At 32.6% G+C, this 15,279-nt stretch carries 14 protein-coding genes; 8 read left to right on the forward strand and 6 right to left on the reverse strand.

Features of this window, described 5'->3' with window-relative positions:
* Positions 1-23 precede the first annotated feature (23 nt).
* The 4 genes from PQF96_RS03235 (at position 24) to PQF96_RS03250 (ending at position 3,113) form a co-directional block, all read left to right on the forward strand.
* On the forward strand, positions 24-332 hold the full coding sequence (locus PQF96_RS03235) for a four helix bundle protein (RefSeq protein WP_271765073.1): 309 nt from the start codon (positions 24-26) through the stop codon (positions 330-332).
* 97 nt (positions 333-429) lie between these two features.
* Positions 430-1,560, forward strand: a complete 1,131-nt coding sequence (locus tag PQF96_RS03240; protein WP_109437170.1) for a metal ABC transporter permease — start codon at positions 430-432, stop codon at positions 1,558-1,560.
* Positions 1,553-2,713: a metal ABC transporter permease gene (locus PQF96_RS03245; RefSeq protein WP_109437171.1), complete on the forward strand. Its 1,161-nt coding sequence runs from the start codon at positions 1,553-1,555 to the stop codon at positions 2,711-2,713. The genes PQF96_RS03240 and PQF96_RS03245 overlap by 8 nt, the downstream gene beginning before the upstream one ends.
* A 25-nt stretch (positions 2,714-2,738) precedes the next feature.
* Positions 2,739-3,113 (forward strand): hypothetical protein, encoded by a 375-nt coding sequence (locus tag PQF96_RS03250; RefSeq protein ID WP_271765074.1) that lies wholly within the window; start codon positions 2,739-2,741, stop codon positions 3,111-3,113.
* Positions 3,114-3,171: 58 nt separating this feature from the next.
* On the opposite strand, the gene PQF96_RS03255 is transcribed toward PQF96_RS03250, so the two are convergent.
* The 6 genes from PQF96_RS03255 to recR all read right to left on the reverse strand — a co-directional run bounded on the left by PQF96_RS03255 (position 3,172) and on the right by recR (position 10,405).
* Positions 3,172-4,494, reverse strand: a complete 1,323-nt coding sequence (locus PQF96_RS03255; protein WP_271765075.1) for a M56 family metallopeptidase — start codon at positions 4,492-4,494, stop codon at positions 3,172-3,174.
* Positions 4,495-4,601: 107 nt separating this feature from the next.
* Complete coding sequence (locus tag PQF96_RS03260; RefSeq protein ID WP_109437174.1) at positions 4,602-4,970, reverse strand: BlaI/MecI/CopY family transcriptional regulator; 369 nt, start codon at positions 4,968-4,970, stop codon at positions 4,602-4,604.
* A 254-nt stretch (positions 4,971-5,224) separates the two neighbouring features.
* A complete protein-coding gene (locus PQF96_RS03265) occupies positions 5,225-6,853 on the reverse strand; it encodes a DUF5060 domain-containing protein (protein WP_271765076.1) in 1,629 nt (542 codons plus the stop codon).
* A 344-nt stretch (positions 6,854-7,197) separates the two neighbouring features.
* Positions 7,198-8,541 carry a dihydrolipoamide acetyltransferase family protein gene (locus tag PQF96_RS03270; protein ID WP_271765077.1) on the reverse strand — a complete coding sequence of 448 codons (1,344 nt, stop codon included), beginning with the start codon at positions 8,539-8,541 and terminating at the stop codon, positions 7,198-7,200.
* 90 nt (positions 8,542-8,631) lie between these two features.
* Positions 8,632-9,759, reverse strand: a complete 1,128-nt coding sequence (locus tag PQF96_RS03275; RefSeq protein ID WP_271765400.1) for a glycosyltransferase family 2 protein — start codon at positions 9,757-9,759, stop codon at positions 8,632-8,634.
* A gap of 25 nt (positions 9,760-9,784) precedes the next feature.
* Positions 9,785-10,405, reverse strand: coding sequence for a recombination mediator RecR (recR, locus tag PQF96_RS03280; protein ID WP_109437178.1), 621 nt, complete (start codon positions 10,403-10,405; stop codon positions 9,785-9,787).
* A gap of 108 nt (positions 10,406-10,513) precedes the next feature.
* Between recR and PQF96_RS03285 the strand changes: the two genes are divergently transcribed.
* The 4 genes from PQF96_RS03285 to secA all read left to right on the forward strand — a co-directional run bounded on the left by PQF96_RS03285 (position 10,514) and on the right by secA (position 15,239).
* Positions 10,514-10,681, forward strand: coding sequence for a hypothetical protein (locus PQF96_RS03285; RefSeq protein ID WP_167571735.1), 168 nt, complete (start codon positions 10,514-10,516; stop codon positions 10,679-10,681).
* Between the two features lie 18 nt (positions 10,682-10,699).
* The gene (locus PQF96_RS03290) at positions 10,700-11,275 is read left to right on the forward strand and encodes a cob(I)yrinic acid a,c-diamide adenosyltransferase (RefSeq protein ID WP_109437179.1); all 576 of its coding nucleotides are present in this window, start codon (positions 10,700-10,702) and stop codon (positions 11,273-11,275) included.
* A 136-nt stretch (positions 11,276-11,411) separates the two neighbouring features.
* Positions 11,412-11,633: a DUF2795 domain-containing protein gene (locus PQF96_RS03295; protein ID WP_008272287.1), complete on the forward strand. Its 222-nt coding sequence runs from the start codon at positions 11,412-11,414 to the stop codon at positions 11,631-11,633.
* 234 nt (positions 11,634-11,867) lie between these two features.
* Positions 11,868-15,239 carry a preprotein translocase subunit SecA gene (secA, locus tag PQF96_RS03300; protein ID WP_271765078.1) on the forward strand — a complete coding sequence of 1,124 codons (3,372 nt, stop codon included), beginning with the start codon at positions 11,868-11,870 and terminating at the stop codon, positions 15,237-15,239.
* Positions 15,240-15,279: the final 40 nt, after the last annotated feature.

The following is a 15,279-nucleotide window of genomic DNA, read 5'->3' on the forward strand; positions in this document are numbered from 1 at the left end:
TTTTAGCAAATAGAGGGTAGTTTATGGAAGAAGTAAAATTCAATTTTGAAGATTTAATAGTATACCAAAAAGCACTTAACTTTGTTGACTTGGTTTATAATACTTGTGAAAAATTTCCAAGTGTTGAAACTTATGGACTATCATCTCAATATATCCGTGCGGCAAATTCTGTAGCTTTAAATATTGCTGAAGGCTCAGGAAATACGGATGCTCAATTTAATAGGTATTTACAGATAGCAATAAATTCAGTTCGGGAATGTGTAGTCTGTTCTACAATTGCAAATAGAAGAAGATATATATATCCGAAAACGAAAATAAGACGACTAGACTAAGGCTAGCAGAATTATCAAAAATGATTACTAGTTTACAAAAACATCTTAAAAACAAAAATAAGAACTAATTCCTACCCTCTAATGACTAAATAACTCTATGGATATACAACAATATATCGAACTTGTTTTTACAGATTATACGTTACGAACAATAACGTTAGGTACGGCTGTGCTTGGTGCAATCTGCGGAATGTTAGGTAGTTTTGCCGTATTAAGAAAACAAAGTTTATTGGGTGATGCTATTTCTCATGCTGCCTTACCTGGTATTGCTATTGCTTTTTTAATTATGGGTACTAAAAATAGTTCAATATTCTTACTTGGAGCATTAATTAGTGGTCTCATAGGAACTTTTTGGATTAGAGGAATAACAAGTAAGACACATCTTAAATCTGATACTGCTTTAGGCCTAATCTTATCTTTATTTTTTGGATTTGGTATGTTATTGCTCACATATATCCAAAAAATGCCGAATGCCAATCAAGCAGGTCTAGAGAGTTACCTTTTTGGTCAGGCAGCAACACTTCTAGAAAGCGATGTATGGTTAATGGTAATTGTTACAGCAATTAGTTTAGTCATTTTATTATTATTCTGGAAAGAACTTAAATTATTATTGTTTGATGCTGATTACACAAAAACACTAGGTTTTAACACTAAGTTTTTGGATATTCTTATTACTACTTTTATTGTGATAGCCATTGTTCTAGGTTTACAAACTGTAGGCGTTGTATTAATGAGCGCCATGCTTTTAGCTCCAGCTGCCGCAGCTAGACAATGGACAAACAATTTATCTGTAATGGTTATTTTGGCAGCTATATTTGGTGCATTTTCTGGAGTACTGGGAACCGCAATTAGTGCCAGCCATAATAATCTATCTACCGGACCCGTAATCGTATTAGTTGCTGGGGTATTTGTATTAGTCTCATTTATATTTTCACCTGGGCGAGGATTATTATTCAGAGAAATACGTTTCCGCAAAAACAGAAATGATCTTCAATTACATAAAACCTTATCTTTTATGTATAATATCGCAAAGACCCATGAAGATATTGCACACCCACATGCAATCAAAATCTTGAATAATTTTCAAGGATTTACCAGAAAATCTCTTCAAAAACTGGAAGACAAAGATTACGTAAAGATTAGTGGAAACATGTGGTCTATGACCGAATCTGGATATAACACCGCTTCAAATCTATATGATCAATTAATTACCGAAGAAAATGAGTAGCGCGCAGATAGAAATACAATTAATTGCTAGCCTTGTGGCTATTGCCTGTGCTATCCCCGGTACATTTCTTGTGTTAAGAAAAATGGCGTTAATCACTGATGCCATAAGCCATTCTATTTTACCTGGTATTGTGATTGGTTTTTTTATTACTCACGATTTATCTTCTCCATTACTAATTATTCTTGCTGCCGCAAGTGGAGTGATTACAGTAATATTAGTAGAATTTATTCAGAAAACAGGATTGGTAAAAGAAGACACTGCAATTGGGCTGGTTTTCCCTGCTTTGTTCAGTATAGGGATTATACTTATTGCCCAAAATGCAAACGACGTCCACCTTGATATCGATGCCGTATTATTAGGAGAATTAGCTTTTGCTCCTTTTGATCGATTAATTTTGGGAGGGGCCGATGTAGGCCCCAAGTCCTTATGGATTATCGGTAGTATTTTATTGATCACATTAGGCTTGCTTTTTGCTTTTTTCAAAGAATTAAAAGTCAGTACATTTGATGCTGGTCTCGCTTCTGCATTGGGGCTCTCCCCTATTGTAATGCACTATGGATTAATGACAATATCTTCGATCACCACAGTTGGTGCATTCGATGCTGTTGGTGCTATTTTGGTGATCGCACTAATGATCGCTCCAGCAGCTACTGCTTATTTACTAACAAATGATCTCAAAAAAATGCTCTTACTCTCTGTACTTTTTGGAGTTAGTAGTGCCATTGGAGGATATTGGATGGCCCATGCCTTAGACACCTCTATCTCTGGGTCGATGACTACGGTTTTAGGATTGGTTTTTCTATTTGTGTATCTATTTGCACCTGATAAAGGTTTATTCTCTGTACTATATAGACAGAAACAACAAAGAATAGAGGTTTCACTACTTACATTTCTTCTTCACTTAGGAAATCATAAAGAAGAAGAAGAACGCCATGTTAAACACTTAAACGAACATATTAATTGGCAGAAAGTACAATCAAAATCTGTTTTGGATCTAGCTCTAAAAAATAACATGATTACCATAGATAATGATATTGTCTCCTTAACAAATAAGGGTAAAAATTTTACTACTGAAGCTATCGACTATATTCTTACAAATAAAAATTCTGAAATTGAAAATATGAAAGATCGGTTTTTCTTATTTAGAGGTTAAATCTCTTATCTTTAAAAGAAAAACAATGACATCCTTAAAAAACAATAGAATAGCATTTCTCTTTATATTCTTATTTAGTTTTATAAGTTTTGGCCAGGAAAAATCAGTTCGATTAATTGAAGACATCCAGAAAAAAAGAACAATTCTCTATGTACAAAATGATACTAATGAGAATAAAAGCATATTCTTAAAAGTGAACCCGACTGGATATCGTAGAAGTGCACAACGCCCTATTATAAAAAGTATCCCGGCAAAAACAAAAGTACAAATGTTGATTCTTATTCCATTAACAGATGTAGAATCACATTATACTTATAACCTGATTGTAAATGAGAAGCTCGACAATATAGAAGCAGAACGTATTAAAAATTTAAAAAAGAAAGATAGTACTCAGCTCTAAAAACTAAAGTCGAAATAAAATATTTCGGCTTTAGTTTTAGTAAATACTCACGATACCCTTATTTAAATTTCAATTTAATAGGTAATTTATACATAACACTTACTTTTTTACCTTCCTGCTCTCCAGGAATCATTACTGGTAATCCTTCTAGAACTCTAAGTGCTTCTTCTCTTAGTATTTTACTTTTATTTTTCACCTTAATATCTTTTACTTTTCCGTCATTACCAATAGAAAACCGAGCACCAATTTCCTGATATCCTGTAAGTCCATTTTCCTTTGCAAGTTTTGTATTAAATTGCTTTACTATATACTGTGAGATTTTCTGGCTAAAGCATTTTTTTGTCTCTTCCTGCGAAAGGTTTTCGCAACCCGGAAAAACTGGCACTTTTTCTATTACTCCAAAAGGGATATCTGCCATACCATATACATCCTCATAATGAGGATTAGAAAAACCATCATCAGTGACTAATAGAGCTAATACTTTTAATGCTTTTTCTTCTTCTGGGGATACATTTCCTTGTTTTTCTATTTGGTGTCTTACAGCCTGAATTTTTTCTATCAAAGGACTATCAACATTTTCAGACATTACTTTTGACTGAGCACTAGTATCTTGAGCACACGAAGTGTATAATAACATTAACAACATAACAGGAACTAGTAATAAATACTTTAATTGAAAAATTTTCCTTGATTTTGATTTTTGTAACATAACTATTCGATTTTTGATTAATGAATGATTAAAAAATGTATTGATGAATGAAATTTTATCGGTCTGAAAGATCTGCGATAACAGATCTTGATAATACTCTTTTTTATCTGTTTCAGAAATTGCTTTGGAATCAGCAATATATTCCTGAAGCACTGCAATCCGGTTTTGATATACATATACTAGCGGATTAAACCAGCAAATGATCCTCAATATTTCAAAGAAGAGTAAATCCAATGTATGATGCTCTTTAATATGGATTTTCTCATGCAATAGAATATTTGTCTTTTTGACTTCAGATAGTTTTTCTCCCAAAAAAATGGTATTAAAAAATGAAAAAGCTGTGTTTGTATTGGGTAATGAAATCAAGTTAAAATTTTCTACTCTGGTTTTAATTCCTGTCTGTTTTAATTTTAATATCCTGTAGAGTTTATAGCAAAAAAGAAATAGACTAATTACCATTCCTGTATACCATAGGTATTCGCTAAAACGTGCTATAGTAAGAAAATTAAAAAAAGAATCTGATGATTTTATTATAACTTCTGAACCTTCTATTTCTTCTGAGACATTACCAATTAATACTGCAGGCAGTTGAATCATATATTGTTCTGGTATATTCTCCTTGATTACATCTATTTTAATAAGCGGTAGAATAAAACTTAGTAGTGATGTCATCAAAAGATAAACTCGGTTCCAATTAAAAAAAGTTTCTTTTTTAAGGAACAGATCATATATTAATAAGAAAAGTAATTGAACAACTAGTATTTGTAGTATATAATGTATCATTTTTTCTTTTCATCTTTATTAATTTCTTTCATTGCAGCTTCCATTTCTGCAATACTTATATCATTTTTCTTTATAAAAAAGGAAACCATACTTTTAAAAGAGCCCTGAAAATATCCATCTATTAGCTTATTGATACTTTGATTACTGTAATCTGTTTTTTTTATAAGAGGGAAATAAATATGAATACGCCCTTCTTTTCTGTAGTTTACAAACCCTTTATCTTCTAAGATTCTAACAATAGTAGAAACTGTATTATAAGCTGGTTTAGGCTCTGGTAATTGTTCTAAAATAGATACTACTCCTCCTTCATTTATATCCCAAAGAATTTTCATAATATCTTCTTCTGCTTTAGTAAGTTGTTTCATATAGATAAGAATTTTGTTTAGCTAATATAAACTAAATTTTTAGTTTGAACTAATTTAATAGTTTGAATTGGTATTTATTTTGCAATTAACATCAATAAAAACTTCTCTATTTATAAATAAGTAAGGCCATGACAATATTGTCATAGCCTTACTTATTATCCTTCGCACAACTTAATAAAAGATCTACCTCAACTTCTAAAAAATACAATGATCACTACACTACTATATGTATCATTTATGTATTATACATTTACCTATTTCTCTGTAATTTTAGAAACCAAAATAGCATCTGCCTCATAACGCCAGGGGTTAATGTAACCTTGTCCTTTTGCAGGTTTAGGCGTTGTTGTTTCTCCTGTTAAGGTATTAAACCAATAATATGTTTTTGTTTTATCTTTTTCAGGTTTTAAAACCCACCCCAATTTAATTTGAAAGTTCTCTTTAGGCACATAATGCAACTGAAGCCCTTTTTTATTTGCTAGGGCATAACCACTACTATTCATCCAGGGAGCTGGTTTCAAATCTTCATCTACAAATTGCTTCCAAAAGGAACTTAAATATTGAAAATAATCAAATTTTGGTTTATATGAATCTTCAGGTTGTTGAAAAGGGTTATACACAACAACATTCCAGGAAGTTCCTTGCCAATAGTAGGTTGTTCCAGCTCCTGCGAATAAGCACATATAATTCCTACGCAAACACACTTCTGCATTTGTATAATCTCCTGTAAAAACAGTATAATCAGACGTCTCATACCCACCATGTTCTATATTAAAAATTGGCTTATTCTTAAATGTGGTATATGCTTCCAATGTTTTGTTATATATATTGTGGCTCCAGTCTTGTGAGGATATATAATCTACCTCATCTCCATGTTTTTTACAAAACCCATAATCATGTACTGTTATTAAACGTTTATAAGAATCCTGCTTGCGAATTCGTTGGATACGTTCAGAAATATATGCTTCGTCCGCTCTACCATAGTACAAAGCTTCTTTGGACACATCCCATAACACATTAGGAAAAGCCTGATAACGCTTAATTACATAATCATAATACAAATTGTCTGCATCAGATTGCATATCTGGCCATTTTACTAATTTATTCCATACATAAATCATGATATGCGCAAATAATTGTCGCTCATGCATGGCCAACAAGGTTCTATCATATTTTTTAAAAAAATCTACATTCAAACTACTAAAATCCGGAGTATCATTAGTTCCTAAAAAGGGAAATATGTTTTCTGGTCCGCCAAATTCGTGTTGAGGATGTGCAGCTAATTTTTCATCTTTCTTCCAGCTAACATCATATGAAAATACATTCATTACAATTTGATTGAAACCGTTCTTTTTAATTAAATTAAGTAAATGGTTTGTCTTCAATAGCTTCTTCTCATTATGATAATCCAAAGCATACAACCAATCACATTCAAATGCTATTGGAGTATATTTTTCTCCCGATTCATAATAAAAATTACGAGTATCTTCCTTGGATAATCGAACACCTCCTTTATGATCTTTGTTCGGTAAAATGGTTACTGTTCCTTCTTTCTTATCCAGTGAAGAATGCTCACTTTGGGTTATGAAGGTCCAAGTACCAATTATTGCACTAGAAAATCTAATTAACCACTCACTTTTGTTATTAGTATTTCCATTATATATCAATGGTAACACCAATTTGTTTCCCGAACTATTGGTAAATATAACAGTACTAGAATCTTTAAATGGATTTTTTATAGTATTTGCAGTTAGTAAAATATCTAAAATTTCCCATTGCTTTATTTTATGCTTTTGATTAGACTTAAAAGGTTGCTCCTGATGTTGTGCAATAGATTGTGTAACAAGAATCAACAAAAAAAGTATGCTTATGAATTGTTTCATTCTAATGTATTTATTCTTTAATACATAAAACTAAAACCTAAAAAACAATAATATGATCACATACGACTTAAATCATATAACAAATCACCTAGATCAGGTATCAGAAATTTGATAAATTCAAGTTTACCGATTCTTACATCATGGTTTTATTTAAGAAAAAGAGCTTTAATATATCTATTCATTAGATTTTATTACTACATAATAAAACACTGCTGGTTAGAAAAAAGTAACACACTTTAATTCTACTAAAGAAAAAACCACAACTTATATAGTCGTGGTTTTTTTTGATATATTGTTGTTATTAATATTTCTTGTTCAGCAATGAAAGAAAAATAGATACAATTTTAAAATTCTCTATTAACATCAAAAGCTTCTAAATAATCTTTCACACGTTGTACAAATTGTCCACCTAATGCACCGTTTACAACTCTATGATCGTAAGAGTGTGATAAGAACATTTTATATCGTATACCTATAAAATCACCCTCTGGAGTCTCAATTACAGCTGGAACTTTTCTAATAGCCCCTAGCGCCAAAATAGCAACCTGTGGTTGATTTATGATCGGTGTCCCCATAATACTTCCAAAAGTACCTACATTAGTAACAGTATATGTTCCTCCTTGGATATCATCTGGTTTTAATGCATTATTACGTGCGCGACCAGCTAGATCATTAACCGCTTTGGTCATTCCAACGAGATTTAATTGATCTGCATTTTTTATAACAGGAACGATCAAATTACCATCAGGTAAGGCAGCTGCCATACCTAAGTTTATATTTTTCTTTTTAATAATTGTATCACCAGATACTGAAATATTTATCATCGGAAAATCCTTGATAGCTTTAGCAACAGCCTCCATAAAGATTGGAGTAAATGTAAGATTCTCTCCTTCTCTTTTTATAAAATCTGCTTTAACTTTCTTTCTCCAATTCCAAATATTAGTTACATCGGCTTCAATAAACGATTGAACATGAGCCGAAGTCTGAACAGACTCAACCATATGATGCGCAATGAGTTTACCCATCCTGGTCATTTCTATAATCTCATCCTCTCCAGATGCTACTATTGGTGCAGCTTTTACAGCTACAGGTTTAGCAGGTTTTTGAGCTTCTTTAACCACAGGCGTTGTAGACTGAACAGAAGTTTTAATTTCTGTTTTTCCATTTTTACGATTTTCTACAAATTGCAGAATATCGTTTTTGGTCACTCGGCCATCCTTACCTGTTCCAGGAATTGATTCTAATTCTGGTAAAGAAACTCCTTCAGTAGAAGCTATATTTTTTACCAGGGGTGAATAAAATTTATCACTAGTCGAAAAATCTGTTACACCTGTTGATATTGTTTCTGTAGTCCCCGCCATTTCTGCTTCTAAGACTACAGCTTCTTTAGGAGTTTGTTCGACTTCAACTTTGACTTCCTCTGGACTTGAATCTGGTGCACCCTCACCCTCTATCTCGATTATAGCTATAGCTTGACCTACCTGTACTACATCATCTACTTCAAAAAGCTTTTCAACAAGCACACCTTCTACCTCACTAGGCACTTCACTATCTACTTTATCTGTAGCAATCTCAACAACTGCATCATCCAATTCTATTGTATCTCCAACTTCTTTTAACCAAGTTGTTATTGTTGCTTCTGCAACGCTTTCACCCATCTTCGGAAGTTTAAGCTCAAATTTTGCCATATCCTTAATTAAAAGTGTTTATAAGTTATATTTTTTGCGAATTTACTTAAAATTCGACTTAAAAATTATTTTTTATCTATTAAAATTTATTTAAAATACTAAAACCTCTCCTTTTCCATCGCTGAAATTACTTCCTATAATATAATCACAATTTGCAGGTCTAATTTTAAATGTACAATTACTTGTTTTAAGGTTTTGTATTGCTCGAATAATCTCTGTAAAAGAGATAAAATTGTTATCAAAGATAATCTCGATATTTTTATCTCCCAAATTTACTATGGATTCTATTGACACTTTTTCTATTCTTTGATTCACTTTATCACATAATCTTTCCCATACATTATGATTATCAGAAACCAAATAATAGTGATCAATTATTCTTTTTTCTTTATCATAATTACGGAATGATTGTATAACCGAAACCAAACGTATTGCAATAGAAACCAATTTATCCAAAAACCAATTACTCCTAAAGTGTTTTTTATAGAATATTCGCATTGCTCCATAAAATCTTCGTATATATACTGCATTACGATCCGTGCTTTCTCCTTTGTAATGAATTGCTGTGATTTCACCTACGTAATAATTCTGTAATCCCTTCTTTTTTATTTTATATGAGATATCAATATCTTCTCCATACATAAAGTAATCTTCATCAAAACCTTTTATTGTAAGATAATTTTTCTTTTTCACCAAGAGAAAAGCTCCTACAAGAATATCTACATCTCCTATTTCCTCTTCTAAAACATGATCTGCATAATAGCTTTTTACGTTTCCTAATCTAATTTTAAAAAGTCTTCGAAAAGAAGTTAATGGTGAAGGGATATTGCGCTTACTTTCCGGCAGAAAATTACCTGTACCATCTATTAATCTAGGACCTAAGAAGCCTACATTTGGCAAACGATCTGCAACACTTATCAATGTATCAAAAACATCTACTCCTACTACCGTGTCAGGATTAAGGATGCACACATATTCTCCTTTTGCCTTTGCCACACCCTGATTATTAGCTTTAGCAAATCCTACATTATCTGTATTTTCAATAAGAATTACCTCTGGAAACCGATTTTTGAGCATCTCACAACTATCATCCACCGAATTATTGTCTACAACTATAATTTCAGCATCCATAGCCTGTATCGCCTCTTTAACGCTTTGCAAGCAAAGTTCTAAGAAATAACGTACGTTATAGTTAATAATGACAACAGATAACTTCAGGGTATTAGTTTTTTATTAAAAAGAATTATGAACTTTTTAATGCATTTTCAAAAGGAATTCGATTCAAAATACTTCGTCCTAAGGTAACCTCATCTGCATATTCTAATTCATCATTAACTCCAATTCCTCTTGCAATAGTAGAAGTTTTTATATCTATTCCTTCTAATTGCTTATACATATAAAAATTGGTAGTATCTCCTTCCATAGTAGCACTTAATGCAAATATTAATTCACTTACCATTCCTGATTTAACTTTTTCGATTAGAGAAGTGATATTAAGATCAAGCGGCCCAATACCATCTAGTGGGCTTATTTTTCCTCCTAACACATGATACAATCCTCTATATTGACCTGTACTCTCAATGGCCATAACATCACGTATATCCTCTACGACACAAATAATCTCACGAATTCGATTGGGATTACTACAAATATCACAAGTGTCTGTATCACTGATACTATGACATGTTTTACAAAATTTAATATCTTGACGTAATGCCCCCAGAGCTTTTACCAAATGTTCTGTTTGAGTTTCAGGTTGTCTCAGCAAATGTAATACCAACCTCAATGCCGTACGTTTTCCTATACCAGGTAATTGTGACATTTCATAAACTGCGTTTTCTAATAATTTTGAAGAAAATTCCATAGCACAACAAATTTAACATTTTTAATGAAGATCGCTTTATAAATACTATAGTATTCTTACTATGCGGTTGAAACGTTTTTTGCTACTTTTACCTAAAAAGTAGGAATAATGTTAGATGCTCTTTCTGAAGAAACACAACTCATCTTAGTGGTTATTATCATCGCTGTCTTATTTATTATCATTTCATGGAATACAAAACGAAACAAAAGCAAGTTGTATGATCGTGATAAGCGTAATTTTAGAAAGAATTATTTAAAGAAAAAGAAAAATAAATAGTATTAAAATATAATTCAAATGAAGATATATACAAAAACAGGTGATAAAGGAACTACTGCTCTATTTGGAGGAACCAGAGTTCCCAAACATCATATTCGTATAGATAGTTATGGCACTGTTGATGAACTAAATTCACATATAGGTCTTATCAGAGATCAAAAAATCGATGAACTCAGTAAACAAGTATTAATTAAAATACAAGATAAACTTTTTGCTGTAGGAGCTGTTTTAGCAACTGATCCAGAAAAAGCTATTCTTAAAAGTGGTCAGAAAAGACTTAATATACCTACTATTTCTATAGAAGACATAGAACTTCTGGAAAATGAAATTGATCGTATGAATGAATCTTTGCCACCAATGACACATTTTGTATTACCTGGAGGCCATCAAACTGTGTCATTCTGTCACATTGCTCGTTGTGTATGCAGAAGAGCTGAGCGTTTAGCGACAGCATTATATGAAATATCACCTTTTGAAGAAGCTACATTACAATACCTAAACCGACTATCTGACTACCTTTTTGTACTGGCACGAAAGTTGTCCCACGATTTAAGAGCAGAAGAAATAAAATGGATTCCCGCAAAAAAATCTTAAAATTCTACTGTTAAAAAGTTTCTTATAGGAAACCCTAAAAAATCACGTTCTTATAATTATTGTTTAAATAATTAATTTTTTACTTGACTTTTTAAACTAAAAAATTATTTTTGCAAAAAATTAAACCAGTAAGCATATGTATTGGACTTTAGAATTAGCATCATATTTAAGTGATGCACCTTGGCCAGCTACAAAAGACGAGTTGATAGATTACGCAATTCGTACTGGAGCACCTTTAGAGGTTGTAGAAAACCTGCAAGCAATTGAAGATGAAGGAGATTCATATGACTCTATAGAGGAAATATGGCCTGATTATCCTACCGATGAAGATTATCTTTGGAATGAGGATGAATATTAAATAAATGAAATAGTATTAAAAGTCTCGCAAGAGGCTTTTTTTTTGCGTAAATTACGCCGCTTTTGTGGTTATTTACTGCTTAAAAGTATTGTATAATCAGACCTTTTTAGGTCTTGAGATAAGCATGTATTCCAAAATGATTGGAATCAGACTTGACGTTACCTCATTTAGTAGGTTAAACCAATTAGTTTCATTTTGAAATTAAAATCTCAATAAACAACACAACCATATATTATGGGAATTTTAGATTCTGTATTAAAAGTATTTGTTGGAGATAAATCCAAAAAAGACATTAAAGAGATTCAACCAAAGGTTGAACTTATAAAACAAGCAGAAAAGGCATTATCTAGCCTTTCTCATGATGAATTACGTGCTAAAACTATTGAATTCAAAAATAGCATTAATGAAGCTCGTGAAAAAATCAATGAAAAGATTGAAGTACTTATCAAAGAAGCTGATGACACAGAAGATATTGATAGAAAAGAAGATATTTATGGTGAAATTGATGTCTTAAAAGAAGATGCATACAAAGCTACAGAAAAAGCTTTAAACGATATCCTTCCCGAAGCTTTTGCCGTTGTAAAAGAAACTGCAAAACGTTTTGCTGAGAATACATCAATAGAAGTTACTGCATCTGCATACGATCGTGAACTCTCTGGAACCAGAGACCATATCACACTTGACGGCGAAAAAGCAATTTGGTCTACAAGCTGGGATGCTGCAGGTAAAGAAGTAAAATGGGATATGGTACACTACGATGTACAACTTGTAGGAGGAGTCACATTGCATGAAGGAAAAGTAGCAGAAATGCAAACAGGGGAAGGAAAAACTCTGGTAGCAACGCTTCCTGTATATCTTAATGCACTATCTGGTAATGGGGTTCACCTGGTTACTGTAAATGATTATCTTGCCCGTCGTGATAGCGAGTGGATGGCACCTATTTTTCAATTTCACGGACTTACGGTAGATTGTATTGATAATCATAGACCTAACTCTGCAGAGCGTAGAGCTGCTTATAATGCTGATATCACATACGGTACCAACAATGAATTTGGTTTTGATTATTTAAGAGATAATATGTCTCATGCACCAGAGGACTTAGTACAACGCCCTCATAATTATGCTATTATTGATGAGGTAGATTCTGTATTAATTGATGACGCACGTACACCTCTTATTATATCTGGAGCTATTCCAAAAGGAGATGTTCATGAATTTGATGAGTTAAAACCAAAAATTGCAGATGTTGTTTCTGTACAACAAAAGTACCTTACTACAGTCCTTGCAGAAGCCAAAAAACTAATAAAAGAAGGAGACGCTAAAGAAGGTGGGTTTAAATTACTACAGGTATATCGAGGAATTCCTAAAAACAAAGCATTGATTAAGTTTTTAAGTGAAGAAGGAGTTAAACAACTACTTCAAAAAACAGAAAACTTCTATATGCAGGACAACAATCGTGAAATGCACAAGATTGATGCCGATTTATATTATGTAATTGAAGAAAAAAACAACCAAATAGATCTTACTGATAAAGGAGTAGATTATCTTTCTGGTAAAGAAAATCCTGATTTCTTTGTTTTACCACAGATTGGAATGGAAATCGCCAAAATCGAAGGTGAAGGATTATCCAAAGAAGACGAAGCAGAAAAGAAAGAAGATCTTTTTAGAGACTATAGTGTAAAGAGTGAACGTATTCATACCCTTCGCCAATTATTAAAAGCATATTCTTTATTTGAAAAAGATGTTGAATATGTGGTTATGGACAATAAGGTAAAAATTGTTGACGAACAGACAGGTCGTATCATGGATGGACGTCGATATAGTGATGGGTTACATCAGGCAATTGAAGCAAAAGAAAACGTAAAAATTGAAGACGCAACTCAAACTTTTGCAACGGTAACTCTTCAAAATTACTTCAGAATGTACGGTAAGTTATCTGGGATGACTGGTACTGCAGTAACTGAAGCTGGAGAACTTTGGGAAATCTATAAATTAGATGTTGTAGAAATACCAACCAACAGACCTATTGCCAGAAAAGACATGGAAGATTTGGTATACAAAACCAAACGTGAAAAATATAATGCTGTTATAGAACAAGTTACAGAGTTATCTCGAGCAGGAAGACCTGTATTAATTGGTACAACTTCTGTAGAGATTTCTGAATTATTAGGTCGAATGCTTACTATTCGTAAAGTCCCACATAATGTCTTAAACGCAAAACTTCATAAAAAAGAAGCTGATATTGTAGCTGAAGCTGGTAATCCTGGAGTTGTAACTATTGCAACCAATATGGCAGGACGTGGTACCGATATCAAATTATCAGACGAAGTCAAAGCTGCGGGAGGTCTTGCAATTGTAGGAACAGAACGTCATGATTCTCGTCGTGTAGATAGACAATTACGTGGTCGTGCTGGTCGTCAAGGAGATCCAGGAAGTTCACAGTTCTATGTGTCCTTAGAAGATAACTTAATGCGTTTATTTGGTTCTGAACGAATTGCAAAAATGATGGATAGAATGGGATTAAAAGAGGGAGAAGTAATTCAACACTCTATGATCTCTAAATCTATTGAAAGAGCCCAGAAAAAAGTTGAAGAGAATAATTTTGGAGTACGTAAACGACTTCTAGAATATGACGATGTGATGAATGCTCAACGTGAAGTGGTGTACAAACGTCGTTATCATGCACTTTTTGGGGAACGTCTTCGTGTGGATATCGCCAATATGATCTATGATACTGTAGAAGTAATCACAGAAGGAAACAAAGGAGCACAAGATTTTAAAAATTTTGAATTTGAATTGATTCGATACTTTTCTATGAGTAGTCCGATTTCTGAACAAGAATTTGAAAAAATGGATGCGCAGAAGATCGCCGGAGAAGTATATAAAGTAGCATATCAGCATTATCAGGATAAAATGAAACGTAACGCTGATACAGCTTACCCTGTGCTTAAACAAGTATATGAAAACTTATCGAAAAGCAATCCAGATGTTGATAAAATTCCAATCAGAGTTCCTTTTACAGATGGAGCAAAAAGTCTTGAAGTAATCACAAACTTAAAGAAAGCATGTGAAACTGAAGGAAAACAATTAATTACTGATTTCGAAAAAAATATTACACTTGCTATTATTGATGATGCCTGGAAAACTCATCTTCGTAAAATGGATGAATTAAAACAGAGTGTACAATTAGCAGTTCATGAACAGAAAGATCCATTACTAATTTACAAATTTGAAGCTTTTGAATTGTTTAAAGTAATGATTGAAGAAGTTAATAAAGATGTTATTTCATTTTTATTTAAGGGTGAATTACCAACTGGCGACTCACAAGACATTTCTGAAGCTCGTCAAGTACGAAAAAGAGAAAACCTGGAAACTTCTAAAGAAGAAATACCTAATATGGATGAGCGTGCCGCTCAAAATAGAGCTGCAGGGCAAACTCAAGGCCAACCACAAGTTACTGAGACTATTGTACGTGAACAACCAAAAATCGGACGTAACGACAGAGTTACTATCAAACATGTAATGAGTGGAGAGAACAAAACCGTAAAATACAAACAAGCTATCCCATTAATCGAAAAAGGAGAATGGGTTTTGGTTAACGAATAAAACTGTATAAACTCTATACATTATTTAAAAACCTGAAGTT

Source organism: Aquimarina algiphila (assembly GCF_947494415.1).
In the GTDB taxonomy this organism is placed as follows: Bacteria; Bacteroidota; Bacteroidia; order Flavobacteriales; family Flavobacteriaceae; genus Aquimarina; species Aquimarina algiphila.